Raw genomic sequence first — 24,571 nt, forward strand, 5'->3', positions numbered from 1 at the left:
ACGCGTCGGCGCGACGCGCCGTGCGCCGACCTGAATTGCGCACGACGTGAGCGCGCGTGGCGGGAGTCGCCCGGAGGGGGCGGAGCGTCAGGCTCGCGCGGTGGCCGCCTCGACGAGCGCGTCGATGAGGGACTCGGCGCTGCGCTCGCGGGCGATGACGTCGACGCGGAGGCCGATCTGCGCGGCATCCCGCTGGGTCTGCGGGCCGATGGCGGCGACGAGGATCGACTCGGGGATGGGGCCGAGCTGCTGCTGCACCTGCTCGGCGACGCTGCCCGACGTGATGAGCACGGCGTGCACGTTGCCCGCACGCACGTCGTCGATCACCTTCGCCGCGACCGGTACGCCGATCGTGCGGTAGGCGACGACCGCCTCGACGTGGTGGCCGATGCGGGCGAGCCCGATCGAGAGCACCTGCTTCGCGATCGCGGAGCGCAGCGCGAGCACGCGCAGGCCCTTCTCGCCCTCGGTCGCCGCCTCCCACTCCTCGAGCAGGCCGCGGGCGGAGTTGTCTTCCGAGGGGACGATGTCGGCGTGGTAGCCGGCCGCGACGAGGGCGGCCGCGGTGGTCTCGCCGACCGCGGCGACCTTCGTCGAGGCCGGAATGACCGCACCGTACGACGCGAGCACGTCGACCGTGGTGGCGCTCGTGACGGTGACCCAGTCGAATCCGCCGCCGGCGAGCTTGGCCAGGGCCGCCTCGAGGGCGGGCTGGTCGTCGGTGGGCGCGAAGTTGATCATCGGCGCCACGATCGGGGTCGCGCCGCGCGCGCGCAGCGCAGCGGCGACGCCGTCGCCCCAGGGTCCGCCCCTGGGCACGAGCACGCGCCATCCGGCGAGCGGCTTGCCGTCGTGGAACGGCAGTCCGATCGCGCCGGTCCATTCGAATTCGCTCACGGTGACTCCTCACGAGGTGCAAGATCGGCGGCGCCGTTGCCGAGGAGTTCTGCGACGACGCGATCGGCGACGTCACGGGCCGCGTCCGCCAGATCGGCGGCCGAGCGGCTGTCGGGGGTGGCGGCATGCGAACTGGTCAGCTGCCCCGTCCCGTCGGCACTGTACACGCTCGCGGACAGGAACAGAAGTTCGTCCTCGATGAAGGCGCTTGCACCCACGGGCGCCGCGCAACCGGCCTCGAGGCCCGCGAGCACGAGTCGCTCGGCGAGCACCGTGGCGCGGGTCGTGGCGTGGTCCACGGCTTCGAGCCCACGCTCCAGCGCGCGGTCGCCGCGCTCGCGGCGGACCTCGATCGCCAGGGCACCCTGGCCGGGTGCCGTGGGCCACGAGCCGAGCGAGAGCAGCTCGGTCGCGGCATCCGATCGCCCGAGCCGGCCGAGGCCCGCGGCCGCGAGCAGCACGGCGTCGAGTTCGCCCGAGGCGACCTTGCCGAGCCGCGTGTCGACGTTGCCGCGGATGTCGACGGCGACGACGTCGGGGCGGGCGGCGGCGAGCTGCGCGATGCGCCGCGGCGACCCGGTGCCGACGCGAGCGCCCTCGGGCAGGTCGGCGAGCACGAGGCCGTCGCGGGCGCAGAGCGCGTCGCGGGCGTCCGCGCGCTTCGGGATCGCCCCGATGCGCAGGCCGGGGTGGTCGGCCGTGGGCAGGTCCTTCAGCGAGTGCACGACCATGTCGACCTCGCCGCGCAGCAGCGCCTCGCGCAGGGCCGCGGCGAACACGCCCGTGCCGCCGAGCGATGCGAGCGAGGCGCGGGACGTGTCGCCCTCGGTCGTCACGGGCACGAGCTCGATGTCGGCCTTGGCGGCCTTCGCGATGCGCTCGGCGATCTGGGTCGTCTGCGCCATGGCGAGCGCGCTCGCGCGGGTGCCGACGCGGATCACGTTCGAGCCGCTCACGGCGCGATCCCCGCCAGCGCCGGGCGGAAGCCGAGGCGCACGTTCTCGCAGCATCCGGGTCGGCACACGTCGTACCAGGGACCGAGCTCGGTCATGGCCGGACGGTCGGCGACGGGCGTGCCCTGCACCCGCTCGAGCACGAGGTCGACGAGCCCCGCGACGTACGCCGGGTGGGTGCCCGGCGTCGGCACGCGCACGGCGGCGAGGCCGTGCTCCTGAGCCGTCTCGAGCGCCTCGTTGTCGAGGTCCCAGAGCACCTCCATGTGGTCGCTCACGAACCCGAGCGGCACGATCACGACGGCCTTGCGGCCCGCGGCGGGAAGCTGCTCGATGGCGTCGTTGATGTCGGGCTCGAGCCACGGCATCGAGGGCGGCCCCGACCGCGACTGGTAGACGAGCTGCCAGGGCACCTCGGTCGCGCCGGCCTCGCGCATGACCACCTCGGCCACCGCGCGGTGCTGGGCCGCGTAGGCGCCGCCCTCGCCGAATCCGCGCTCGGCCGGACCCGACTTCGCGGCATCCGTCGACGGGATCGAGTGCGTGGCGAACAGCACCTCGACCTCGGTCGTGCGGTCGAGTCCCGGGTTGTCCGCCACGAGCCCGGCGATGCCGTCGCGCACGCCCTCGATGAACGGCTGCACGAAGCCGGGCTGGTCGAAGAACTGGCGCACCTTGTCGATCTGGATCTCGTCGCCCGTGCCGGTGTCGGCGAGCGCGTCGGCGAAGTCCTCGCGGTACTGGCGGCAGCTCGAGTACGAGCTGTAGGCGCTCGTCGCGATGGCGATGAGCTTCGCGAAGCCGCGCTCCTTCGCCTCGGCGAGGGCGTCGTTGAGGTACGGGTCCCAGTTGCGGTTGCCCCAGATGACCGGCAGGTCGACGCCGCGCCGCGCGAGCTCCGCCTCGAGCGCCGCCTTCAGCTGCCGGTTCTGCTCGTTGATCGGGCTGACGCCGCCGAAGTGACGGTAGTGGTGCGCCACCTCCTCGAGCCGCTCGTCGGGGATGCCGCGCCCGCTCGTGACGTTGCGCAGGAACGGGATGACGTCGTCTTGGCCCTCGGGCCCGCCGAAGCCGGCGAGGAGGATCGCGTCGTAGGCGACCGGCTCCGTCACGTGCTCGGCGCCGCCCTGGGCGGCGGGCGTCGCGCCCGGCACGATCGCTCCGGGCGCACAGGGTGCGGATGCCGCGGGGGCGGGCTTGCGACCGCGATGCGCGGAGTCCGCAGCATCCGCGGCGCCCGTGGAGCCGAGGTTGACCGCCGCCACTACTGCACCACCTCGACGAGCTCGGCGGTGGACACGCGGCGGCCCGTGTAGAACGGGACCTCCTCGCGCACGTGACGGCGCGCGTCGGTGGCGCGCAGGTCGCGCATGAGGTCGACCAGGTCGGTGAGCTCGTCGGCCTCGAGCGGCAGCAGCCACTCGTAGTCGCCCAGCGAGAACGACGCGACCGTGTTGGCGATGACGCCCGTGAACGCGGCGCCCTTGCGGCCGTGCTCGGCGAGCATGCGTCCGCGCTCCTCGGGCGGCAGGAGGTACCACTCGTAGCTGCGCACGAACGGGTAGACGGTGAGCCATTGCTTCGGCTCGATGCCCCGCAGGAAGCCGGGCACGTGCGCCTTGTTGAACTCGGCGTCGCGGTGCACGCCCATGGCGTTCCACGTCGGCAGGAGGGCGCGGAACAGGCGCGCGCGGCGCAGCTCGCGAAGCGCCCACTGCAGCCCCTCGGCGGTCGGGCCGTGCAGCCACAGCATCACGTCGGCGTCGGCTCGGAGGCCCGAGACGTCGTAGATGCCGCGCACCACGACGTCCTCGTCCTCGACGAGGCCGATCATGTCGTCGAGCTCGCGCACGAAGCGGGGCACGTCGTGCCCGTCGAGGTCGTCGGGGCGCGCCGGGTCCTTGCGGAACACGGCGAACACCGTGTAGCCCTCGGGAGACTGCTCGGCGGTGGAATCGGTCTGGAGCGCGTCGGCTGCCGCTTCGGCAGCGGGGGAAGACATGCCTCCAGTCTCCCCCTTCCAGCCCCATCGGCCAAAAGGGCTCAGGCGTCGAGCTCCTCCAGCGCGCCGGCGATGCGGTCGGCGACCTCGGCGGCCCCGATCACGTGGTCGGCGTCCGTCACGACGGCGAGCCAGAAGCGCCCGTCGTACGACGCGGCGGTCACGCCGATGCGCACGTTCCCCGCGAGGGGGCCGAGCGGCAGCAGCTCGACGAGCGGCGAGCCGGCGAGCGCGAGCCGGCGGCTCGGGCCGGGCACGTTCGACACGACGGCAGCGATGAGGTGCTGGTGCCGCGCGAACGCGTCGAACCCGCGCGCGGCCCTCGGGGAGCGGATGACCGTGCCCGCGGCGCGCGCCACCGGCTTGGCCGCGGTCGTCGTGCGCGCGATCCGCCGCATCGCGTCCGGCATCGTGCCGCCGAGCGGCACCGGCGCGAGCATCACGCCGACCGAGTTGAGCTGCCCGTCGCGCGAGGCGAGGCGCACGGGCTGCGAGACCGTGATCGTCGCCGGCACGCGCTCTCCCGCCGCGCGCATCGCGTGCGCGAGTCCGCGTCCGACCGCGGCGAGGAACGCGTCGCCGATCGTGCCGCCGGCGGCGTGCGCCGCGTGATGCAGTCGGTCCAGGTCGACGGATGCCCCGGCCGCATCCCGGCGCGGCCCGAGCGGGCCGAGCAGCGTCCGCGAGCGGATCCACGGGCGCACGAACTGGCGGATGCGGTAGGCGAGGACGGCGGTGCGGGACGGCGGGCGGGACGGAGCCGCGGCCGGGGCGGCGGCTGGGGCTGCGGTCGGGGCGGCGGCTGGCGCGGCGGCTGGGCCTGCGATCGGCGCGGCGGCGGAGCTCGCCGCCGGTCCGCCGAACGGCTCCCCGCTGTCGTCCCCCGCCGGGTCGAAGAGCTCCTCGACGAGCGCCACCGCGTGCGCGCCGTCGGCGATCACGTGGTGGAAGCGGATCACGATGCCGCAGCCGCCGGGACGGGCGCCGGGCACGAGCACGATCTCCCAGAGCGGGCGATCGGGCGGCAGCGGCCGCATCAGGAGGCGCCCGCACACGGCCTCGAAGCCGTGAGTCCCCGCTCCGGGCTCCTCGATCCGCACGTGCGCCGCGAGGTCGGGATCGCGCGGCTCCCACCACCACGCGTCGTCGCGCAGCACCGCACGCTGCGCGAGCCCCGGGACCCCCCCGATCCGGCCGGCCAGCAGCCGACGGATCGCCGCGGCATCCGGTCGCCCGGCCGCGTCGACGAGGTCGCCCGGACCGAGGACGCCGGCCAGCGTGATGAGGTAGGGCTGGCCGCCGTGCACGCTGATGCCCAGCGTCGCCGCGTCGATCGGCGAGATGCGTTCCGCCGCCCCGCTCCCCACGCGCCGGAGCCTACTCCGGCGGTGTCCGGGCCGCCGCCGCGCCACTTCTACGCGCATCGCGCCACGTGTACGGGCGCAGACCACGTCGAAGCGGCGCAGCGGATGCCGCGTCCGCCGTCAGTGCACGAGCCGCGTGAACCGGAACAGCGCGAAGCCCTCGATGGGCAGCTCCTCGATGCGCGAGAACCCGGCCTCGGTCGCGTACCGCTCGAGCGTGGACTGTCGCATGACCGTGCCGGTGCCGACCGACCCCGGTGTCGCGAGACTGTCGGGCAGGCACATCAGGATGCTGTACCCGTACATGAGCCGCTCGACGTCGTCGCCGTCGGGGGCGAACCCGGGCGCGACCGCCTCGTCCATGATCACGACCGCGCCGTCGTCGCGCACCGCCCGGCGCATCGCGTCGAGCACCTCGACGGGCCGCGGCATGTCGTGCAGCGCCTCGAAGACGAAGGCGGCGTCGAACGCGCCCGGCTCGCTGAGCTCCTCGCCGCCGGCCAGCCGGAACTCGACCCGATCGGCGAGCCCCGCGGCCTCAGCGTTCTCGCGGGCGGCAGCGATCGACGGCTCGTCCACGTCGATGCCGACGACCCGTGCCGACGGGTACGCACGGGCGAGCGCGAGCGTCGACCAGCCGTGCCCGCAGCCGATGTCGGCGATGCGGGCGCCCGGCCGCGACAGCACCGCGTCGAGCTCGGCGACCGACGCGACCGCGTCGCCGAGGCGCCGCTCGAACCACGGCCGGTTGACGTCGGCCTGCGACTCGTGGGCGTCGTCGCCGAACTGCTCCCACGTGACGCCGCCGCCGCCGCGGTACGCCTCCACGAGCGACGCGGCCCGCATCCCGGCCGCCGTGATCATGCGCGCGACGGGCGCCAGGTAATCGAGCGACGCGGCGTCGGTGAGCACCTCGGCGTGCGCCGCGGGCAGCGCGAACCGGCGCTCGGACGCGGGCGCCGCGGCATCCGACCCGTCGACGGTGAGTATGCCGTTGACGGCCTGCTGCTCGAGCCACTCGCGGGCGTACCGCTCGACCGTGTCCGTGCGCTCGGCCAGCTCGGTCGACGACAGCGGCCCCGAATCGTCGAGCGCGCGGTACCACCCGAGCCGATCGCCGAGGTGGATGCTCAGCAGCTCGATCGCGCCGAGCACCGAGCCGAAGACCCGGTCGGCGAACGCCTGCGTCGCGGCCTCGTCAGGGCGGCCGGGTGCGGCCCCGCCGGATGCCGCAGCGGAATCGTGGGTCATGTCGATCTCCTTCGATCGGGCCGCCCGGGCGCGGCCTCAGTCCTCCACGAGCAGGCGCGTGGAGTGCTCGAGATGCTCCCGCACGGCCTCGGGGCCCTCGGACTGCACCGCGTCGAGCAGCTCGCGGTGCTCGACCACGAGCGACTCGATCGTGTAGTGCGGTCGCACGTGCAGCAGGAACAGCAGCAGCTCGCTGCCGAGCGCGGCGTGCGCCTCGATGATACGGGGGCTCCCGGATGCCGCGACGAGCGCCCGGTGGAAGTCCGCGTGCACCCGCTCGGCCTCGAGCCAGTCGGCTGATGCCCCGAGCCGCTCGAGCGCGTCGCGGGCGGGAGCCAGCGCGGCATCCGGCCAGTCGCTGCCGTAGCGCTGCCGCGCGATGCGCACCGCCTCGACCTCGAGCGCGGCGCGGAGCTGCTGGAGCGCCACGATCGTGTCGCGGTCGAAACTGGCCACGCGCACCCCGCGGTAGGGCAGCGCGACGGCGAGCCGCTCGGCCACGAGCCGCTGGAACGCGGCGCGCACGGTGTGCCGCGAGACGCCGTAGCGGGCGGCCGCGGCCTCTTCGCGCAGCGGAGCGTCGGCCGGGAGCTCGCCGCTCAGGATCTCGGCGCGCACCGCGTCGGCCACGCGCTCGACGGCCGTCGGCGCGGGATGCAGGGCTTCAGCGCCCGTGGCGTCGAGCGACGACATCGCGGCATCCGCTCGTCGGGATCAATTGTCGGAGACGACGGCGCGTACGATCAGCCAGACCGTCACGCCGACGACCGCGGCGACGGTCACGCCGGTGGCGATCGCCGCACCCGGCTGCTCCTTCGCGAAGCGGCGGAACTCGACCTTCGCCCGCGCGGTCTTGATGCGCACCTGCTTGGGCACGTTCAGCTTGTCTTCGAGCGCATCGAGCGTGCCCGCGAACTCCTTGCGGGCGCGCTCGGAGTTGGCGCGCGCCTCGAGGCGCGTGAGGTTGCGCTGGCGCGCCTTGGCGTCGCGCCCCGTGACCTTGCCGGCGTCAGTCGCGGTCATACTCGCCCGTTCCCTTCACCACGTCGAGGTCCTTGCGCAGGCTCTCGATGGACTCGAGCGGCTCGCTGCCGCGCTTGAAGTTGACGACGCCGATCCAGACGAGGATCGCGATGATCAGCACCAGGATGCCCGAGACCGTGAGCGCCGCGGCCCAGGCCGGCATCACGAGCGCGAGCGCGAAGATCGCCGCCACGATGAGCGTGAAGAGCAGGAAGATGCCGACGACCGCCGCGGCGGCGAAGAGGCCCGACCCGATGCCGAAGTGCTTGAGCTTGTAGCTGATCTCGGCCTTGATCTGGTCGAGCTCGGCGCGGACGAGGTCGGACACCCGGTCGGGCAGCTCGCCGACGAGGGTGAACAGCGAACGGTCGTCATTCGACGGTGCTGACATGATCGCCTCCGGGGGTCAGGAGCCGGACGTGGTGGAGCCGCGCGACGAGGTGCCGCCCTTCCCGGTCGACTTCGAGCTCGACGAGCCCGACTTCGAGGTGCCCGATCCAGCGGACTTCGATGCCACCTCGGCGGCGCCGTCGACGGCGTCCTCGAGTTTCGATGCGGCGTCGTCGACCGCCGAACGTGCGGCGGTCGCGGCCTTCGAGATGTTCGACTTCGCGGTGCGCGCGGCCCGGTTGACGTCGGCCTTGGTCGCGCCCGAGCTCTTGGTGGCGTTGCCGATCATGCCCTTCACGTTGTCGAGCACCGTGTCGCCGAGGTCGCCGACGCGGCTCATCGCGAACTCCTTCACGGTGCCGACGCCCTGCTGGACCGTCGGCGTGTTCCAGACGTTCTCGGCCGCGCGCTTGATCTGCTCGTAGCGCTCGCGTCCGGCGCGCGTGCCCAGCACGTAGCCCACGCCGAGCCCGACGACGAAGAGGATCCTGCCCTTCATGTGCACCCCATCTCCCCCTGTGGCCGGCCGGTGGATGACCACAGCGACCCCTCCAGCGTAGACCCCGTGCGAAGTGGCGCAAGGGGGTTGCGGAGAAAGTATGCCGTTCCGGCTATGCGTCGCCTTCCGAGCGGTCCCTCGGCGTCTCCCCGGCCGCGTCGGGCGCGTCGCCGGGGTTCACTGCGAGGTGGCGGATGCGGCGTGCCGCCTCGAGCGCGTGCGGGATCACGGAGGCCAGGCCCGTGCCGGCGACCCACGAGCCGGTCGCCTCGATGCCGGGCTCGGCGGCGAGGACGTCCTCGAGCGCCCGCACGCGATCGCGCTGGCCGATCGTCGCCTGCGAGAGCGCGTCGCGCCACGCGCTGCGGCCGGACGCCCGGAGCATCGAGGCGTCGAGCGGCGTGCCGAGCAGGGCGCCCGCATCGGCGAGCGCGAGCGCCGCGACCTCGTCATCGGTGCGGCCGTCGAGCGGGTTGGCCTCGCCGGCCCGCCCGTACGAGAGGCGGACGACGTGGCGCCCGCCGGCGAGTTCCGCGAGCCACGACCACTTCGCGGTCGAGTGCGTGAGTGCCTTCGCCGTCACGCCGGGCGTGCCGGCGGCGACGAGCACGCCGGTTCCGCGCGGTGCCGCGCCGAGCGCGGGCGCGTCGAGCACGAGCGTCACGAGCTCGACGGATGCCGCGCTCGGCCAGTCCGCGGCATCCGCCCACCCGAGCGCAGCTTGATCGAGCAGCCGTCGCGAGGTGTCGGCCGGCGCCGCGAGGATCACGTAGGGCGCGTCGGGCACGAGCTCTCGCGGCTCGGCGTCCACGGGCTCGCCCGCGGCGAGGACCTCGCCCGTCGCCGAGGGCTCCGCCGGTGCGGCGAGCGCGGTCGCGCGCACGCGCCATCCGGTCGTCGCGGCCTCTCCTCCGCCCAGTCGTTCGAGGTCGGTCGCCTCCGTGCCGGTGCGCACGTCGACGCCGAAGCGCTCGAGCTGCGCGGCGAGCGCGTCGACGAGCGTGTGCATCCCGCCGCGGAGGCCCTGCACGGCGCCTCCGGCGCGGCGTTCCTCGACGAGCTGGCCGACGCCGCCCGAGAGGGAACCGGTGCGCGTCATCGCCTCGTTGAGGCCCGGCGCGACGACGTCCAGGTCGAGGTCGTCGGGGTTCGTCGAGTACACGCCCGCCGAGATCGGGGTGACGAGCCGCTCGAGCACGGCGTCGCCCATGCGGCTGCGGACGAGCTTGCCGAGGCTGTGCGCCCGGCCGATCGTGAGGATCGGCATGAGGCGGTCGGCATACGCGCGCCAGGCGCCGCGCCACCCGATGATGCGGCGCACGTCGTCGCCGAGCGGGTTCGCGGGGATGCCGAGCATGCCCGTGCGCGGCAGCGGCGCGGCGTCCAGGCGGCGGCCCGACCCGGGCCACGCGAGCCAGGCGCCGGCGGCGTTCGGCGACTCGACCGCGTCGGACAGTCCGAGCGACTCGACGAGCTCGGCGACCGTGCCGCCGCGGGTCGCGAACGACTCGGCTCCGCTGTCGAGCGAGAGCCCGTCGAGCTCGATGCGGCCGACGCATCCGCCGATCGACTCGCGCCGCTCGAGCACGGTGACGCGGAGGCCGACCTTCGCGCACTCGAGCGCGGCGACGAGGCCGGCGACGCCGGCGCCGACGACGATGACGTCGGTGGCGTGGCCGTCGCCCGCCCCGCTCGCACCCGTTGCGGTTGCCGGATTCGGTGTTTCGGGCGACACGCCTTGGCCCATGGCTGATCGGTCGGCGTGTCGCTCCGGAACACCGAACCCGGCAACAGGATCTGAGGTGTCGTGCGTCTCGGGCTCCGTCATGCGCCCGCCTCGTGCACGAGTTCCACGACCCGCGTGAGCACCGTGGGGTCGGTCTCGGGCGGCACGCCGTGGCCGAGGTTGAAGACGTGCGCCGGCGCCACGCGACCGCGGGCGAGCACGTCGCGCACCGCCGCCTCGAGCACGGGCCACGGGGCGGCGAGCAGCGCCGGGTCGAGGTTCCCCTGGAGCGGCACGTCGCCGCCGACGCGCTTCGCGGCCACATCGAGCGGCACCCGGTAGTCCACGCCGACGGTGTCGACGCCGATGCCGTGCATGGCGGCGAGCAGCTCGCCGGTGCCGACGCCGAAGTGCACGACGGGCACGGCGCGAGTCACGGGGGCGCCCGCGGCATCCGCGGTCTGGTACTCGAGGTCGTGCACGTGGGCGAGCGCCTTCGCCGACGCGGGGGCCACGTGGGTCTCGTAGTCGGCGAGCGAGAGCGCGCCCGCCCAGGAGTCGAAGAGCTGCGCGGCCGAGGCGCCCGCGAGCACCTGGGTGCGCAGGAAGCGGCCGGTGAGCTCGGCGGTCCAGTCCATGAGGGCGCGCCATGCGCCCGGGTCGGCGTGCATGAGCGTGCGGGCGGCGAGGTGGTCCTTCGACGGGCCGCCCTCGGCCAGGTAGGCCGCGAGCGTGAAGGGCGCGCCCGCGAAGCCGATGAGCGGGGTCGCGGTCGCGGTCGCCGAGCCCGTCGAAGCGGACCCACCCCCTTCGACGGGCTCAGGGGGCGTGCGGTTCAGCTCCGCGACCGTGCGCGCGACCGCCTCGGTGATGGGGCCGGATGCCTCGTCGAGGCGCGCGGGGTCGACCGCCGTCAGCTCGGCGACGCCGGCGGCATCCGCGTACCCGCGCCCGAAGACCGGGCCGCGGCCGGGCTGGATCTCGACGTCGACGCCGACGAGCTTCAACGGCACCACGATGTCGCTGAAGAAGATGCCCGCGTCGACCTTGTGCCGGCGCACTGGCTGGAGGGTGATCTCGCTCGCCATGGCGGGGTCGAGGCACGCGTCGAGCATGCGCGTGCCGACGCGCAGGTCGCGGTACTCGGGCAGCGAGCGCCCCGCCTGGCGCATGAACCACACGGGCGTGGTGTCGCTGCGCTCCCCTCGGTAGGCGCGCACGAGGCGCGAGTCGCCCGTGAGGCCGGCGGACAGGGGATGCTGCGGCGAGAGGATCACGCGTGACATTGTCGCGTATCGGGCTGGGCGTCCCGCTCTGCGGTCGGTCGGGCTGTGATCCGCGGCCGCTCGCTGGGAGGATCGAGCATGGCCCGCGAACCACGGATGCTGCAGCCGCCCATCGAGCTCCCGGCGGATGCCGCGCTTCCGCCCGGCACCGTGCTGCGCCGGCCGCGCGTCGCCGACCACGCCGCTGTCGTCGACGCGATCCCCGAGTGGTGGGGCATGCCCGGAACGCCGCTGCCCCTGCTCCTGCCGCCGCTGTTCTTCCAGCACTTCAGCGACACGAGCCTGTACGCCGAGGATGCCGCGGGGCTCGCCGCCTTCCTCATCGGGTTCCGCTCGCACGCGCAGCCCGGCGTCGCCTACATCCACTTCGTCGGGGTGCGTCCCGACCTGCGCGGGCACGGCCTCGCCCGAACGCTCTACGAGGTGTTCTTCGCCGAGTCGCGGGCCGACGGCTGCCACCGCGTCGACGCCATCACGGGCGTACCGAACCGTCGGTCGCAGGCGTTCCATGCCGCACTCGGGTTCGCGGCATCCGGCGACACCGACTTCGACGGCGTGCGCGCGTGGCGGGACTACGACGGCCCCGGCGAGCATCGGGTCGCGTTCTCGAAGGCGCTCTGAACCCTCGCCGGGCCGCTTCCGCTTCGCGGCGGAACGAGACTGAGGCTTCCTCGTCAAGAACGGATTCGCGCGTCGATCGGCACGATGACACGCGATTCCCCCCTGTTGCATGAGAGCGCTCGCACGATACAGTCGGTCACGTCGTGTCTCCCCGCACGACGACGTGCCGTCGCAGGCGCGCCTCCGCCCCCCACGGAGAAGAAGAACGACGTGTCCCCGATCGTTTCGAACACCAGGTCCATCATTCGTCGCGCTGCCTGGATGCGGCGAAGGCACCTGACGTCGGGGGGCGGAGGGGGCCGATGAACCCGGCCGCCCACCGCGTCAGCCTCACCGTCCTCGTCGCGCTCGCCGCCGTCGCGGTGGTCGCCGGCATCGTGGCCGGAACCCCGATGCTCGAGCAGCACGTGCCGAGCATGCCGGCGGTTCCCACCACCCGGGTCGCCATGATCCTCGTCGGGATCGGCGCGATCGCGTTCGTCGTCTGGGCGGTCGCCCAGCTCGGCCGCGCGGCCCGCACTCGCGCCCGTCGCACCGCACTCGAGGCGTCCCTCCGCGGCGAGCTCAGCTGCGGCATCCGGAGCCGGCTGCTCGAGCAGCGCCTCAACGAGCTGGCCGACGAGCGCGTGCGCCTCGGCGCCCGCTACTCGATCGTGGTCGACGAGCTCGGCATCGCATTCTGGAACGGCGGTCGCCGTCCGCGCCGGGCCGCGCACTTCCCGTGGCGCGAGGTGCGCACGATCCGCGCCGACACGATGGTCGTCGGCGGCGCGAAGGTGCAGGTCGCGGCGCTGCGCATCCGCCACCACGGCCACAGCATCGAGCTCCCGATCATCCTCGCGTCCGACAGGGTGGGCCGGTACGCGCTCGCCGACGCGCCGTTCTACGCGACCGTCCGGAGCTGGAAGGCCATGCACCGAACGGCCCTCGCGTCCGAGGGACTCGAGCTTCCGCCGCTCACCGCGCCGATCCCGATCATCACGCCGGCCATGCAGGCCGCCGCGACCGCGAATCGCCGCTGAGGAGTCCTCGGCTTCCGAGTCGTTCAGCGTCCACCCTGATTCGAACCCCCGTTCGACGGCGGGTAGAATCCCCTTCGTGCTCATCTGCCTCACCGCGAGTCACAAGAACGCCGGGTTCGACATGCTCGAGCGTCTTTCGGCGAACGCGGAGCACGCCGCACCCCGCATCCTCGGCGGCCACGACTCGCTCCAGGGCGCGGTCGTCGTCGCGACGTGCAACCGATTCGAGGCCTACCTCGACCTCGACACCCCCGAGGGCGCCTCGCCGGTCGCCGCGGTGCACGAGGCGATCCGCGCGGTGGGCACGGTCGCGGGGCTCGAGGCCGAGGAGCTGCGCACCACCTTCGGCTTCGTGCACGGCAACGCCGTGGCCGGGCACCTCTTCGCCGTCGCCTCCGGGCTCGAGTCGGTCGTCGTCGGCGAGGGCGAGATCGCCGGCCAGGTGCGCCGCTCGCTCGAGCAGGCGCGCGCCGAGGGCACCACGACCCCCGAGCTCGAGCGCCTCTTCCAGCGCGCCTCGCAGACCTCCCGACGCGTGAAGAACGAGACCGGCATCGGCGGCGAGGGCCGCTCGCTCGTGCGCCTCGCCCTCGACCTCGCCGAGAGCCGCGTCTCCGACTGGGCGCAGACCCGCGTGCTGCTCGTCGGCACGGGCCGGTTCGCCGGTGCCTCGCTCGCGGCCCTCCGCGACCGCGGCGTCACCGACGTGCGCGTGCACTCGCCATCGGGTCGCGGTGCGAAGTTCGCGGCGAACCACGGCATCGCCGCCGTTCCGCGTGGCGAGTTCGCCGCGGCGGCCGCCGACGCCGACATCATCGTGACCTGCACCACGGCCGAGCACCACGTCGTCGACCGCGCGCTCATCGCCGTCGGACGCGAGGAGCTCGCGGCATCCGCCGGCACCGTGGCGACACTGCCAGGTGCGGCCTCGGCCGCCGACCCCGCCTCGGCCGCCGAGTCGCGCCAGCTCGTGATCGACCTCGGACTCCCCCGCAACGTCGCCCCCGACGTCGTCGACATGCCCGGCGTCGAGCTGCTCGACCTCGAGACGATCAAGATCCATGCGCCGCTCGAGGAGCTGGGTGCCACGGATGCCGCGCGCACGATCGTGGACCACGACGCCCGCGCGTTCGGCGACACCGGCGAGGAGCGCGACCTCGCGCCGGCCGTCGTCGCCCTGCGCCGCCACGTCTTCGACCTCATGGACGCCGAGATCGAGCGGGCGAAGTCCCGCGGCGACGACGACGGACGCACCGAGGCCGCCCTGCGCCACATGGCCGGCGTGCTGCTGCACACGCCCATGGTGCGGTCGCGCGAGCTCGCCCGGGCGGGCGAGCAGGCCGCCTGGATCGACGGGCTCGAGGCGCTCTTCGGCGTGAAGCCCGACGCGGGCGCGCAGGCGGTGCGGGCGGATGCTTCGGCGACGCCTTCGTCGGCGCCCGGTTCGGCTGGTGCCGCGTCGACGGATGCCGCGGAGCGGGCCGAGCAGGCCGACGCCTCGTGACCGGAGCGATGTCCACCTCCGACCTGCTCGCCGATCCCGAGCGCCCCGCCGCGGCGGCCGCCGACGGACCGCCCGCGCTCCGCTTCCCGTACGACGCCGCCGCGCTGACCGAGCAGCCGCTCCGGACCGAGCGGCTCGTGCTGCGGCCGCTCGAGGCCTCCGACGCGGCCGAGGTGTACGAGTACCAGCGCATCCCCGAGGTGCTCCGGTACCTCCCGTGGCCGATGCGCGAGCGAGCGGAGGCGTACGCCCACACCGCGCGCCGCGCCGCCGGCCGGATGCTCGCCGCCGACGGGGACTTCGTCTTCTTCGCCGCGATGCTGCCGGGAGCCGCCGCCGACGGACCGGTGCCGGCCGACCGCGACCGCCTGATCGGCGACGTCATGATCCGCGTCTCGAGCGTGCAGCACGCGCAGCTGGAGCTCGGATGGGTGCTCCATCCCGACTTCCAGGGCAGGGGCTACGCCCGCGAGGCGGCGACCGCGGTGCGCGACTTCGCGTTCGAGCACCTGAACCCGCACCGCGTGCAGGCCTTCCTCGACGCGCGGAACGCGGCATCCGCCGCCCTCTGCGAACGGCTCGGGATGCGTCGCGAGGCGACCCTCCTCGAGGAGGAGTTCAACGACGGCGAGTGGCAGGACACCGCGGTCTACGGGATCCTCCGCCGCGAGTGGGCGGCGCTGCGCGCGTAGCGCTGCGCCATTGCCTGACGCGGCGCGCGTAGCCGCCCGGCGCGGAGCCCGCGCGTCGCGTCTCGGCTGGGCGCGTCCTCGACCGACGTTGCGCGCGTAGAGCGCGGCGTTGGGCGTGGACCCAGTTCCCGATTCAGGCGAACGTCCGCTATTCAGGCAGAAACCGATGCTTTGCTGCCTGAATCTCGTGTGATCGCCTGATTCGCGGGAGTGTCCGTCCGCAGAACCGGTAAACACGTCGACTTGTCGAGAGGTCGATTTGTCGACTGGTCGATAAGTCGACAAGTCGACTGGTCGATTTGTCGACTGGTCGATAAGTCGACAAGTCGACTGGTCGATTTGTCGACAAGTCGACTTGTCGATTTGTGGCCGGATCGATCGATCTACCGCTTCCGCGGAGAGAAGGTCCGCCGGAACTCGGGCGTGAGAAGGCCTGCTGCGAGCTGGCTCAGGGCCACAGCGGTCGTGCGGACGGGGCCGTCTGCACGAGCTCGGCCGGGATGCGCACGCTCGTCTCGTCGAGTCCGATGGCGCGCCACTGCAGGACGGCGTCGAGGGCACCCTCGACCGGACCGCCGAGCCAGAGCCACGCGTTGACGGCGCCGTCGTACTGGTCGAGTCCGCCGCCGCCTCCCCCGCCCAGCACCGTCAGGGTCGGCGGGACCCGGTCCGCATCGGGCTGCCAGGCGCGACGCATGCCGAGCGGGAGCACCCGAGTGCCATCGGCCAGTCGAACGCCGACGTGCAGGTCATCTGGCTCCACGTCGTCCGACGGCGGCACCATGTGGCGCTCCTGGATCCATCGGTGCCATTCGCGTTCGCTCTCGCCTCGGCGCCGCCGAACCCACCGGATCCGGAGCTCGACGCCATCGGGGTACACACGGACTTCGCGCAGGAGCACCGCCGTCGCGTCGTCGCGGTGCACGAGCTCGTCGAGCACGACGCGACCGGGGATCACGTCCTGGGGCGCTGCAGCCACGGCGGAGTCGGCGGGACCTCGACCGCGCGCTCGGAGTCGGAATCGTCGGGGCCGACGTCGAAGAAGCCGGCGGATGCCACGTGCATGATGGCGATGCTCTCGACGCGCCTCCGCGGCATCCGTCGCCTGTGCCGGGCGCGCCGAGCACCGCACGAACGCGATTCAGGCAAGCGTGCGCAGCTCAGGCTGGAATCGCGGGTTGCTGCCTGAATCGCGCGCGATCGCCTGAATCCCGGTCGAGCCGGGGGCGAGGACGGGCGGCGCCGCGCCGCCGGGGCGGACCGAAAGGCGAGCCGCCCCGCTACGCGCCGAGCAGGCGAGCCGCCCCGCTACGCGCCGAGCAGGCGAGCCGCGAGGTACCCCTCGAGCTCCGCGATCGGCACGCGATCCTGGCCCATGGTGTCGCGCTCGCGCACGGTCACCGCGTTGTCGTCGAGCGAGTCGAAGTCGACCGTGACGCAGAACGGGGTGCCGATCTCGTCCTGGCGGCGGTAGCGACGGCCGATCGCGCCGGCGTCGTCGAAGTCGACGTTCCAGTGCTTGCGCAGCGAGGCGGCGATGTCGCGCGCCAGGGGCGAGAGGCGCTCGTTGCGGCTCAGCGGGAGCACGGCGGCCTTGACGGGCGCGAGGCGCGGGTCGAGGCGGAGCACGGTGCGGCTGTCGGTGCCGCCCTTCGCGTTCGGCACCTCCTCGACGTCGTACGCGTCGACGAGGAAGGCCATGAGCGAGCGGGTGAGGCCCGCCGCGGGCTCGATGACGTAGGGGACCCAGCGCTCGTTCTTCGACTGGTCGAAGTACGAGAGGTCCTTGCCGGAGTGCTCGGAGTGCGTCGAGAGGTCGAAGTCGGTGCGGTTCGCGACGCCCTCGAGCTCGCCCCAATCGCCGCCCTGGAAGCCGAAGCGGTACTCGATGTCGATCGTGCGCTTCGAGTAGTGCGACAGCTTCTCCTTCGGGTGCTCGAAGAGCCGCAGGTTCTCGGGGTCGATGCCGAGGTCGATGTACCAGTTCCAACGCTGGTCGACCCAGTACTGGAACCACTCGTCGTCGGTGCCGGGCTCGACGAAGAACTCCATCTCCATCTGCTCGAACTCGCGCGTGCGGAAGATGAAGTTGCCGGGCGTGATCTCGTTGCGGAACGACTTGCCGATCTGGCCGATGCCGAAGGGCGGCTTCATGCGCGACGCCTGCAGGACGTTCGCGAAGTTCGTGAAGATGCCCTGCGCGGTCTCGGGGCGCAGGTAGTGCAGGCCGGACTCGTCCTGCACGGGGCCGAGGAACGTCTGCAGCATCATGTTGAAGTCGCGGGGCGGCGTCCACTGGCCGCGGGTGCCGCAGTTCGGGCACACGATGTCGGCCATGCCGTTCTCGGGCTCGCGGCCCTTCTTCGCCTCGTAGGCCTCGATGAGGTGGTCCTCGCGGAAGCGCTTGTGGCAGTGCAGGCACTCGACGAGCGGGTCGGTGAAGACGCCGACGTGACCGGATGCCACCCACACCTGCTTGGGCAGGATGACGCTCGAGTCGAGGCCGACGACGTCGGCGCGGCTCGTCACCATCGTGCGCCACCACTGGCGCTTGATGTTCTCCTTCAGCTCGACGCCCAGGGGTCCGTAGTCCCACGCGGACCGGGAACCGCCGTAGATCTCGCCGGCCTGGAAGACGAAGCCCCGGTGCTGGGCGAGGGCGATGACGGACTCGAGACGGCTGGGTGCGGCCACGGTGGCTCCAATGGTGCGGGGATCGGGCGAATTGCCCGGAGACGACACGGTTCCACCATCCTACGGGCGCTACGCTGTGCCCCATCACGTCCGGTGTCCGAGGGGGGCGACGGTGTGGAACTTCCTGCTTGACGTCAACATCGTCGACGGACCGTTCCTGTACACGGTGTACGCCATCGCCGCCGCCGTGTTCCTCTACCTGCTCGGCCGCGGTCCCGGCTGGTCGTGGGTGCTCACGGCCATCGTGGTGCTCATCGTCGGCGCCATCGTCGGCGCGGGCATCCTCTGGGTCAGCGTGAACGTGCTCGGGGCGATCGCCGGGCCGATCCTGCCCGAGGTGTGGTTCTGGGTGGCGGGCGCCTTCGCCGGCTGCGCACTCGCCGTCTGGAACCTCTGGTACTCCCGCTGGTGGCGCAAGCTGATCGCGATCCTCGCGGTGCCGATCTTCTCGCTCACGGCCCTGTTCGGCATCAACGCCGCCTACGGCCTCGACCGCACGCTCGGTGCCCTGATGGGCATCTCCACCGCGGGCACCATCGACCTCGACGACCCGAGCGCGAGCCCCTCGGCCGACCCCGCCGAGCCGCTCTACCTCACGTGGACGCCACCGGCCGGCATGCCGGAGAAGGGCCGGATCGGCACGCCCGAGGGCAACATCCCGAACCCGAACTCGGGCTTCCCGGCCCGCGAGCCGCAGCTCTACCTGCCGCCGGCCGCACTCGTCGACAACGCCCCGGCGCTGCCCCTCGTCATCATGATGATGGGCCAGCCGGGCGACCCCGACGCGACCTTCATCGCCCAGGTGCTCGACGACTTCGCGTCGCGCAACCAGGGGCTCGCGCCGATCGCGCTCGTCGTCGACCAACTCGGCGATCCCAACGTCGACCCGCTCTGCCTCGACACCGTCATGGGCCACGTCGAGACGTACATCATGCAGGACGTGGTGCCGTGGGCGAAGACCCACCTGCGCGTGCTGCAGGGTCCGCAGTTCACGACCGTCGCCGGGTACTCGAACGGGGGCCAGTGCGCCGCGTACTTCGGCTCGAAGTACCCCGAGGTGTTCGGAAACATCCTCGCCGTGTCGCCCACCGAGTACCAGGGCGCCGAGCAGCCCGACCACGTGCTCGACGCGGTGTTCGACGGCGACCAGGCGGCGTACGACGCGGTGAAGCCCGCGACGATCATGGCGCAGAAGGCGCCGTACCCGAACTCGGTCGCGATCTTCACGATCGGCGCGAACGACGGCGAGTTCGCCCCGGGCACGCAACGGCTGTCGGATGCCGCGATGCAGGCCGGCATGCAGACGACGTTCTACGTGGTGCCCGACGCCGACCACGGCGTGAGCGGCCTCCTCGGCGGACTCGAGAAGGGATTCGAGGTGCTCTACCCACGACTCGGATTGGCGGCCCCGTGACCGAGACCGATCCCACAATCACCGACGTCGAGCCGAAGGGCCGGCTGCGCACCACGGGCGAGGCGCTCGCGGGCTTCGCCCGCAGGGTGCCGTTCAGCATCGCGTTCGCGGTGCTGCTGCTCGTCACCTCCATCGTCACCGGCACGATCGTCGGCGAGGCATCGGATGCCACGGCGAACGCCTGGGCCGCCGGGGTCGTCACGACGATCGACGGGACGCAGTGGTGGACCGTCGTCACGGCCCTGTTCATCCCGTTCGACCCGTTCCAGCTCGTGTTCGGCGTCATGCTGTCGTTCCTGCTGCTCGGCATCGCCGAGCGCCGCATGGGCACGTGGCGCGCGATCGTCGCGTTCCTCGTGACCGGCATCCTCGGGGTCGCGCTCGGCACCTGGTTGCAGTGGTTCGGGTCGCTCTACGGCGAGTGGTGGGCGACGGGCACGTCGGCCGACCTCACGCTCGATCCGCTCGCGGGCATCGTCGGCGCGCTCATCACCTCGACGGCGTTCATGGGCGTACTGTGGCGCCGCCGCATCCGGATCGTGACGTTCGCGTTCATCCTCGTGTTCGTGCTCTACGACGGCGACTCGTCGAACGTCTACCGGCTCATCGCGGCGATCGTCGGCCTGTTCCTCGGGGCGCTCCTCACGCGCGACGCCTCCACGCTCCGGGCCCGCCGCAGTTCGCACGCCGAGACCCGCACGCTCGTCGCGGCCGTCGTCGCGGTGACCGCGATCGGTCCGATCGTCGCGTTCGTGAACCGCACCGAGCTCACGCCGTTCGGGTTCGGCTCCTACCTCTACGACGACGACCCGGTCGACATCGACGTGCTCATCTCGCAGTGCGGGGCCGCGGCATCCGCCGTCACCGACGAGTGCCTGAAGCAGCTCGCGGTGCTGAGCTCGCAGGGCTTCGGGATGTTCCTGCTGTCGTTCGTGCCGGTGCTGCTGCTCCTGCTCGCGGCGTGGGGACTGCGCGCCGGCCGTCGCTTCGCCCGCTGGCTCGCGATCTCGGTGAACGTGGCGATCCTGCTGTTCGCCCGCACGGCGTTCGACGTCACGGTCACGACCGCCGACGTGGAGAGCGGCGATTGGACGGTGTTCGACATCGGCGAGCTGATCGTCTGGGCGCTCGCCGTGCTCGCGCTGCCGATCGCCATCATCGTGATGCTCACGGTGACCCGCCGGCACTTCCAGGTCCGTTCGCCGCGGGGCTCGTTCGCGCGGTTCGTCACGACGGTCGTCGTCTCGTTCGTCGCGCTCGCGGCGGCGTACTACGCGATCGGGTTCGCGACGATCGGCGAGTACTGGCCGACGGCGAGCCCCGTCGACCTGCTCGTCGACACGCTCAAGCGGTTCGTGCCGCCGCACTTCCTCGCGGTGGTCGACCCGATCGTGATCCCGGCGCACGACCTCACGAGCATCGCGTACCAGGTGGTCGGGCCGCTGTTCTGGGCGATCTTCATCGTTGCGGCGATCCGGCTGATGCGGCACACGAAGGCCGAGCTCGGCTTCGCCGACCGCCTGAAGCTGCGCGCGATCATCCGGCGCAACGGCGGCGGCACCCTCGGGTTCATGGGCACCTGGCCGGGCAACGTGCCCTGGTTCAGTGCGGACGGCGAGTCGGCGGTGGCGTACCGCGTCGTCAACGGGATCGCGATCACGATGTCGGACCCGATCTGCCGCCCGGAGGAGGCCGGACGGGTCATCCGCGAGTTCGCCGCGTTCTGCGACGCGAACAGCTGGGTGCCCGTCTTCTACAGCGTGCACCCGCAGTACCTGCCCGTGTTCGAGGAGCTCGGCTGGCAGCACACGTCGGTCGGCGAGGAGACGCTCGTGCGGACGACCGGCCTCGAGCTCACGGGCAAGCCGTGGCAGAAGGTGCGCCAGGCCCTGAACCGCGGCATCAAGGAGGGCATGACCACGGTGTGGACGACGTGGGACGAGCTCCCGCGGCCGACGGTCGCGGAGATCACCGCGATCTCCGAGGAGTGGGTCTCCGAGAAGGAGCTCCCCGAGATGGGCTTCACGCTCGGCGGCATGGACGAGCTGAAGGATCCCGACGTACGGCTCATGCTCGCGGTCGGGCCCGACGGCCGCATCCAGGCGATCACGAGCTGGCTGCCCGTCTACCGCGACGGCGACGTGGTCGGCTGGACCATCGACTTCATGCGGCGCACCGACCACAGCATGAACGGCATCATGGAGTTCCTCATCGCGTCGGCCGCCCTGCACATGAAGGAGGAGGGCCACGAGGTCCTGAGCCTGTCGGGTGCGCCGCTCGCGACGAAGCCGCTCGCCGCCGGCGAGGAGCCGCCCGAGCCGACGGCGATGACGCGCCTGCTCGAGTTCCTGGGACGCACGCTCGAGCCCGCCTACGGGTTCTCGTCGCTGTTCCGGTTCAAGGCCAAGTTCAATCCCGACTACGAGACCATCTCGATGGCCTACCCCGATCCGCTCGCGCTGCCGACCATCGGCGTCGCGATCGGCCGGGCGTACCTGCCCGAGGTCTCGCCGAAGGAGGCGGTCGCACTCGTGCGGACGCTGACGAAGTAGCCCACGGACGCCTGGGGGGACGCATGGGGGACCTGACACGACGCGCGGCGCTGGCCGTGGGGGCATCCGCGGCGCTCGCCGCCTTGTCGGCGTGCGCGACGCCCGTCGCCGTCGGCGAGACGACCACGTCGACCGGGCCCGCGCCGCAGCCCACGATGCCGGATGCCCCGCCGCCGATCGCGGTCGAGGCCGGACCGCCGCCCGCGGTGCCGCCGCAGGGCGCACCGTCGATCGCGAAGGTTCCCGCGCCGTACGGCACGATCGACCGGCTACCCGGCGAGGGCTCGCTGCTCGCCTGGACGATCGACGACGGCACGGACGCCGCGGTCATCGCCGCCTACGCCGCGTTCGCGGCAGCCACCGGCATCCGGCTGACCATGTTCGTGACGGGCACCTACTTCGCGTGGGACGAGAACGTCGCCACGCTCGCGCCGCTCATCGCCTCGGGGCAGGTGCAGCTCGCGAACCACACCTGGTCGCACCCCGACCTCACGACGCTCGACGACGCGGGCATCGCCGACGAGCTGCAGCGGACCCACGACTTCATCGGCGAGTCGTTCGGCGTCGACGCGCGGCCGTACTTCCGCCCGCCGTTCGGCTTCCACGACGAGCGCGTCGACGCGGTCGCCGCGGGCCTCGGCTACACCGTGCCCACCCTCTGGTACGGCTCGCTGTCGGATTCGGCCGAGCTCCCGCCCGAGAAGATCGTCGAGCTCGCGAACCAGTGGTTCCTGCCGCAGCACATCATCATCGGGCACCTGAACTGGAAGCCCGTGACGACGGTGTTCGACCAGCTCCGCTCGATCATCGTCGACCGCGGGCTGACGACGGTGACGCTGAACGACGTGTTCTCGAGCGACATCCACCCATGACGCGTCAGCCCGCCGCCCGCAGTGTCTCGGGCCCGAGCTCGGCGACCGAGCGGTGGCCGGCGAGCCCCAGCGTGAGGTCGAGCTCGGCGATGTGGTTGCGCACGACCTCGCGCACGCCGGCCTGCCCGGCGACGGCGAGCCCGTAGGCGTACGGGCGTCCGATGCCGACGGCCGTCGCGCCGAGTGCGAGCGCGATGGCGGCGTCGGCGCCGCCGCGGATGCCGCTGTCGAGCACGATCGGCACGCGGCCGGCGACGCGCTCGACGATCTCGGGCAACGCGTCGAGCGTGGCGACCGAGCGGTCGACCTGGCGCCCGCCGTGGTTGGACACGACGATGCCGTCGACGCCGTGGTCGAGCGCCCGACCCGCGTCGTCGGGATGCAGCACGCCCTTGACGAGCACGGGCAGTGACGTCCACTCGCGCAGGCGGGCGAGGTCGTCCCAGGTGAGGCTCGGGTCGGAGAACACGTCGAGGAACGTCTCCACCGCGGCGCGCGGCAGCGGCGAGCGCAGGGCGTCGCGCACGCCGCCGTCGACGAGCTTCGTGCCGACGGCCGAGCGCGCGATCGAGAACGCGGAGCGGAGCAGCGTCGGCGTGACCCTGGGCCGCTCGCCCGGCCCGGTGCTGCGGGCGACGCGGTCGCGCACGAGCTCGGCGAAGACGGGGTCGCTCGTGTACTGCGCGATGCCCTGGCCACGTGTGAACGGCAGGAACGCGGCATCCAGGTCGCGCGTGCGCCAGCCGAGCAGGTGCGTATCGAGCGTCACGACGATCGCCTCGCAGCCGGCCGCCTCCGCACGGCGCAGGAACGAGGCGTTGAGCTCGTCGGACGCACTCCAGTAGAGCTGGAACCACCGCGAGCCCTCCCCCATCGCGGCGGCGACCTCCTCCATGGGCCGCGACCCCTGGTTCGAGAGCACGTAGGGCACGTCGAGCTCGGATGCCGCGCGCCCGACGGCCACGTCGGCGTCGGCGTGCGCGAGCTCGGCGACCCCGATGGGCGACAGGATGAACGGGGTCGCGCGGCGCTTGCCGAGCAGCTCGATCGACAGGTCGCGCTCGGCGACGTCGCGGAGGACCCGCGGCCACACCTGCCAGCGCGCGAACGCGGCACGATTCGCTGCCATGGTCGCCTCGCCGCCAGCACCGCCGGCGAGGTACGCGAACGCCTCGGCCGAGACAGCCTTGCGCGCGGCCTGCTCAAGCGCGGAGTTGTCGACCGGCACGGCCGGCTTCGTACCGCCCACGCCCGCGCGGTACACCTCCGACTGCACGACCCGTGCGTACCCGCGCTGCGCATCGCCCATCGTCCGGCTCCTCCGCTCCGACACCCCGTCGCGCCGTCGCGACCGGACTGCGAGCCAGCGTAGCCGCCGCCTAGGGTGGAGTGGATGTCCCAGCTGCCCGACCTGCTCGTCGCCGCGATCGCGCTCGTGCGCGACCGTCGCGTGCTCATGGTCACCGCGCGACCGCGACGTGCACTACATGCCGGGCGGCAAGATCGACCCCGGCGAGACGGCCGCCGAGGCGGCCGCCCGCGAGGCCTTCGAGGAGGTGGCGCTCGAGCTCGATCCCGACGCGCTCGTCGAGCTCTTCGAGGTGGTCGTGCAGGCGCATGGCGAGCCCGAGGGCCGGCTCGTGCGCATGCGGGTGTTCCGAGCCGAGACGGATGCCGCGCCCGCCGCGTCGGCGGAGGTGGGCGAGCTGCACTGGGTCACGACGGCCGACGTCGACCGCTGCCCGCCCGCGGGCGCCGAGGTGCTGCGTCGGCTCGCGGCATCCGACGTCATCGACTGACGCGCGCCTA

Annotated in this window: 24 protein-coding genes; 8 read left to right on the top strand and 16 right to left on the bottom strand. The window is 72.8% G+C overall.

Annotated features, from left to right (window positions below):
* Positions 1-87 precede the first annotated feature (87 nt).
* The 12 genes from ACWGO8_RS07205 to ACWGO8_RS07260 form a co-directional block, all read right to left on the bottom strand.
* Positions 88-897 (bottom strand): uroporphyrinogen-III synthase, encoded by an 810-nt coding sequence (locus tag ACWGO8_RS07205; protein ID WP_452042407.1) that lies wholly within the window; start codon positions 895-897, stop codon positions 88-90.
* The gene (gene hemC / locus ACWGO8_RS07210) at positions 894-1,853 is read right to left on the bottom strand and encodes a hydroxymethylbilane synthase (RefSeq protein ID WP_452042408.1); all 960 of its coding nucleotides are present in this window, start codon (positions 1,851-1,853) and stop codon (positions 894-896) included. Before hemC ends, ACWGO8_RS07205 begins: the two co-directional genes overlap by 4 nt.
* Positions 1,850-3,007 (bottom strand): ferrochelatase, encoded by a 1,158-nt coding sequence (locus ACWGO8_RS07215; protein WP_452043529.1) that lies wholly within the window; start codon positions 3,005-3,007, stop codon positions 1,850-1,852. Before ACWGO8_RS07215 ends, hemC begins: the two co-directional genes overlap by 4 nt.
* Before the next feature lie 107 nt (positions 3,008-3,114).
* Positions 3,115-3,852: a hydrogen peroxide-dependent heme synthase gene (gene hemQ, locus ACWGO8_RS07220; protein WP_452042409.1), complete on the bottom strand. Its 738-nt coding sequence runs from the start codon at positions 3,850-3,852 to the stop codon at positions 3,115-3,117.
* A 41-nt stretch (positions 3,853-3,893) separates the two neighbouring features.
* Positions 3,894-5,219, bottom strand: a complete 1,326-nt coding sequence (locus ACWGO8_RS07225) for a wax ester/triacylglycerol synthase domain-containing protein (RefSeq protein ID WP_452042410.1) — start codon at positions 5,217-5,219, stop codon at positions 3,894-3,896.
* Between the two features lie 117 nt (positions 5,220-5,336).
* Positions 5,337-6,467 (bottom strand): class I SAM-dependent methyltransferase, encoded by a 1,131-nt coding sequence (locus ACWGO8_RS07230; protein ID WP_452042411.1) that lies wholly within the window; start codon positions 6,465-6,467, stop codon positions 5,337-5,339.
* Positions 6,468-6,503: 36 nt separating this feature from the next.
* Positions 6,504-7,160 (bottom strand): GntR family transcriptional regulator, encoded by a 657-nt coding sequence (locus tag ACWGO8_RS07235; RefSeq protein ID WP_452042412.1) that lies wholly within the window; start codon positions 7,158-7,160, stop codon positions 6,504-6,506.
* A gap of 21 nt (positions 7,161-7,181) precedes the next feature.
* Positions 7,182-7,490: a hypothetical protein gene (locus ACWGO8_RS07240; RefSeq protein WP_452042413.1), complete on the bottom strand. Its 309-nt coding sequence runs from the start codon at positions 7,488-7,490 to the stop codon at positions 7,182-7,184.
* Positions 7,477-7,881 carry a phage holin family protein gene (locus ACWGO8_RS07245; protein ID WP_376952799.1) on the bottom strand — a complete coding sequence of 135 codons (405 nt, stop codon included), beginning with the start codon at positions 7,879-7,881 and terminating at the stop codon, positions 7,477-7,479. The genes ACWGO8_RS07240 and ACWGO8_RS07245 overlap by 14 nt, the downstream gene beginning before the upstream one ends.
* Before the next feature lie 15 nt (positions 7,882-7,896).
* Entirely contained in the window at positions 7,897-8,379 is a 483-nt protein-coding gene (locus tag ACWGO8_RS07250; RefSeq protein WP_452042414.1) for a hypothetical protein, read from the bottom strand.
* Positions 8,380-8,491: 112 nt separating this feature from the next.
* Positions 8,492-10,114, bottom strand: coding sequence for a protoporphyrinogen/coproporphyrinogen oxidase (locus ACWGO8_RS07255; RefSeq protein ID WP_452042415.1), 1,623 nt, complete (start codon positions 10,112-10,114; stop codon positions 8,492-8,494).
* A gap of 89 nt (positions 10,115-10,203) precedes the next feature.
* On the bottom strand, positions 10,204-11,391 hold the full coding sequence (locus ACWGO8_RS07260) for a uroporphyrinogen decarboxylase (RefSeq protein WP_452042416.1): 1,188 nt from the start codon (positions 11,389-11,391) through the stop codon (positions 10,204-10,206).
* Positions 11,392-11,469: 78 nt separating this feature from the next.
* Between ACWGO8_RS07260 and ACWGO8_RS07265 the strand changes: the two genes are divergently transcribed.
* The 4 genes from ACWGO8_RS07265 (at position 11,470) to ACWGO8_RS07280 (ending at position 15,230) form a co-directional block, all read left to right on the top strand.
* Positions 11,470-12,012: a GNAT family N-acetyltransferase gene (locus ACWGO8_RS07265; RefSeq protein WP_452042417.1), complete on the top strand. Its 543-nt coding sequence runs from the start codon at positions 11,470-11,472 to the stop codon at positions 12,010-12,012.
* Between the two features lie 302 nt (positions 12,013-12,314).
* A complete protein-coding gene (locus ACWGO8_RS07270) occupies positions 12,315-13,034 on the top strand; it encodes a hypothetical protein (RefSeq protein ID WP_452042418.1) in 720 nt (239 codons plus the stop codon).
* 76 nt (positions 13,035-13,110) lie between these two features.
* Complete coding sequence (locus tag ACWGO8_RS07275; RefSeq protein ID WP_452042419.1) at positions 13,111-14,538, top strand: glutamyl-tRNA reductase; 1,428 nt, start codon at positions 13,111-13,113, stop codon at positions 14,536-14,538.
* On the top strand, positions 14,535-15,230 hold the full coding sequence (locus ACWGO8_RS07280; RefSeq protein WP_452042420.1) for a GNAT family N-acetyltransferase: 696 nt from the start codon (positions 14,535-14,537) through the stop codon (positions 15,228-15,230). Before ACWGO8_RS07275 ends, ACWGO8_RS07280 begins: the two co-directional genes overlap by 4 nt.
* A gap of 448 nt (positions 15,231-15,678) precedes the next feature.
* Here ACWGO8_RS07280 and ACWGO8_RS07285 read toward each other — a convergent pair whose 3' ends face one another.
* The 3 genes from ACWGO8_RS07285 to ACWGO8_RS07295 all read right to left on the bottom strand — a co-directional run bounded on the left by ACWGO8_RS07285 (position 15,679) and on the right by ACWGO8_RS07295 (position 17,924).
* Positions 15,679-16,209, bottom strand: coding sequence for a hypothetical protein (locus ACWGO8_RS07285; RefSeq protein WP_452042421.1), 531 nt, complete (start codon positions 16,207-16,209; stop codon positions 15,679-15,681).
* Positions 16,185-16,328, bottom strand: a complete 144-nt coding sequence (locus ACWGO8_RS07290) for a hypothetical protein (protein ID WP_452042422.1) — start codon at positions 16,326-16,328, stop codon at positions 16,185-16,187. Before ACWGO8_RS07290 ends, ACWGO8_RS07285 begins: the two co-directional genes overlap by 25 nt.
* Positions 16,329-16,538: 210 nt before the next feature.
* A complete protein-coding gene (locus tag ACWGO8_RS07295) occupies positions 16,539-17,924 on the bottom strand; it encodes a glycine--tRNA ligase (protein ID WP_452042423.1) in 1,386 nt (461 codons plus the stop codon).
* A 112-nt stretch (positions 17,925-18,036) separates the two neighbouring features.
* Here ACWGO8_RS07295 and ACWGO8_RS07300 point away from each other — a divergent pair, with 112 nt between their 5' ends.
* From ACWGO8_RS07300 to ACWGO8_RS07310, 3 genes are read left to right on the top strand one after another with little or no spacing between them, the layout of a single operon-like run.
* Complete coding sequence (locus ACWGO8_RS07300; RefSeq protein WP_452042424.1) at positions 18,037-19,338, top strand: alpha/beta hydrolase-fold protein; 1,302 nt, start codon at positions 18,037-18,039, stop codon at positions 19,336-19,338.
* A complete protein-coding gene (locus ACWGO8_RS07305) occupies positions 19,335-21,890 on the top strand; it encodes a rhomboid family intramembrane serine protease (protein ID WP_452042425.1) in 2,556 nt (851 codons plus the stop codon). Before ACWGO8_RS07300 ends, ACWGO8_RS07305 begins: the two co-directional genes overlap by 4 nt.
* Before the next feature lie 23 nt (positions 21,891-21,913).
* Positions 21,914-22,762, top strand: a complete 849-nt coding sequence (locus ACWGO8_RS07310; RefSeq protein WP_452042426.1) for a polysaccharide deacetylase family protein — start codon at positions 21,914-21,916, stop codon at positions 22,760-22,762.
* A 4-nt stretch (positions 22,763-22,766) separates the two neighbouring features.
* Here the strand turns inward: ACWGO8_RS07310 and ACWGO8_RS07315 are convergent, their stop codons facing one another.
* Positions 22,767-24,071: an alpha-hydroxy-acid oxidizing protein gene (locus tag ACWGO8_RS07315; RefSeq protein WP_452042427.1), complete on the bottom strand. Its 1,305-nt coding sequence runs from the start codon at positions 24,069-24,071 to the stop codon at positions 22,767-22,769.
* Positions 24,072-24,249: 178 nt separating this feature from the next.
* On the opposite strand from ACWGO8_RS07315, the gene ACWGO8_RS07320 reads away from it, so the two are divergent.
* Complete coding sequence (locus ACWGO8_RS07320; RefSeq protein ID WP_452042428.1) at positions 24,250-24,561, top strand: NUDIX domain-containing protein; 312 nt, start codon at positions 24,250-24,252, stop codon at positions 24,559-24,561.
* Positions 24,562-24,571: the final 10 nt, after the last annotated feature.

This window comes from Agromyces sp. NPDC055661, from assembly GCF_053618135.1.

Coding starts and splice junctions, on each gene's coding strand:
- hemQ (WP_452042409.1), bottom strand. CDS start 3,852: ATGTCTTCCCCCGCTGCCGAAGCGGCAGCCGACGCGCTCCAGACCGAT.
- ACWGO8_RS07230 (WP_452042411.1), bottom strand. CDS start 6,467: ATGACCCACGATTCCGCTGCGGCATCCGGCGGGGCCGCACCCGGCCGC.
- ACWGO8_RS07235 (WP_452042412.1), bottom strand. CDS start 7,160: ATGTCGTCGCTCGACGCCACGGGCGCTGAAGCCCTGCATCCCGCGCCG.
- ACWGO8_RS07240 (WP_452042413.1), bottom strand. CDS start 7,490: ATGACCGCGACTGACGCCGGCAAGGTCACGGGGCGCGACGCCAAGGCG.
- ACWGO8_RS07245 (WP_376952799.1), bottom strand. CDS start 7,881: ATGTCAGCACCGTCGAATGACGACCGTTCGCTGTTCACCCTCGTCGGC.
- ACWGO8_RS07250 (WP_452042414.1), bottom strand. CDS start 8,379: ATGAAGGGCAGGATCCTCTTCGTCGTCGGGCTCGGCGTGGGCTACGTG.
- ACWGO8_RS07260 (WP_452042416.1), bottom strand. CDS start 11,391: ATGTCACGCGTGATCCTCTCGCCGCAGCATCCCCTGTCCGCCGGCCTC.
- ACWGO8_RS07265 (WP_452042417.1), top strand. CDS start 11,470: ATGGCCCGCGAACCACGGATGCTGCAGCCGCCCATCGAGCTCCCGGCG.
- ACWGO8_RS07270 (WP_452042418.1), top strand. CDS start 12,315: ATGAACCCGGCCGCCCACCGCGTCAGCCTCACCGTCCTCGTCGCGCTC.
- ACWGO8_RS07290 (WP_452042422.1), bottom strand. CDS start 16,328: ATGCCGCGGAGGCGCGTCGAGAGCATCGCCATCATGCACGTGGCATCC.
- ACWGO8_RS07310 (WP_452042426.1), top strand. CDS start 21,914: ATGGGGGACCTGACACGACGCGCGGCGCTGGCCGTGGGGGCATCCGCG.
- ACWGO8_RS07315 (WP_452042427.1), bottom strand. CDS start 24,071: ATGGGCGATGCGCAGCGCGGGTACGCACGGGTCGTGCAGTCGGAGGTG.
- ACWGO8_RS07320 (WP_452042428.1), top strand. CDS start 24,250: ATGCCGGGCGGCAAGATCGACCCCGGCGAGACGGCCGCCGAGGCGGCC.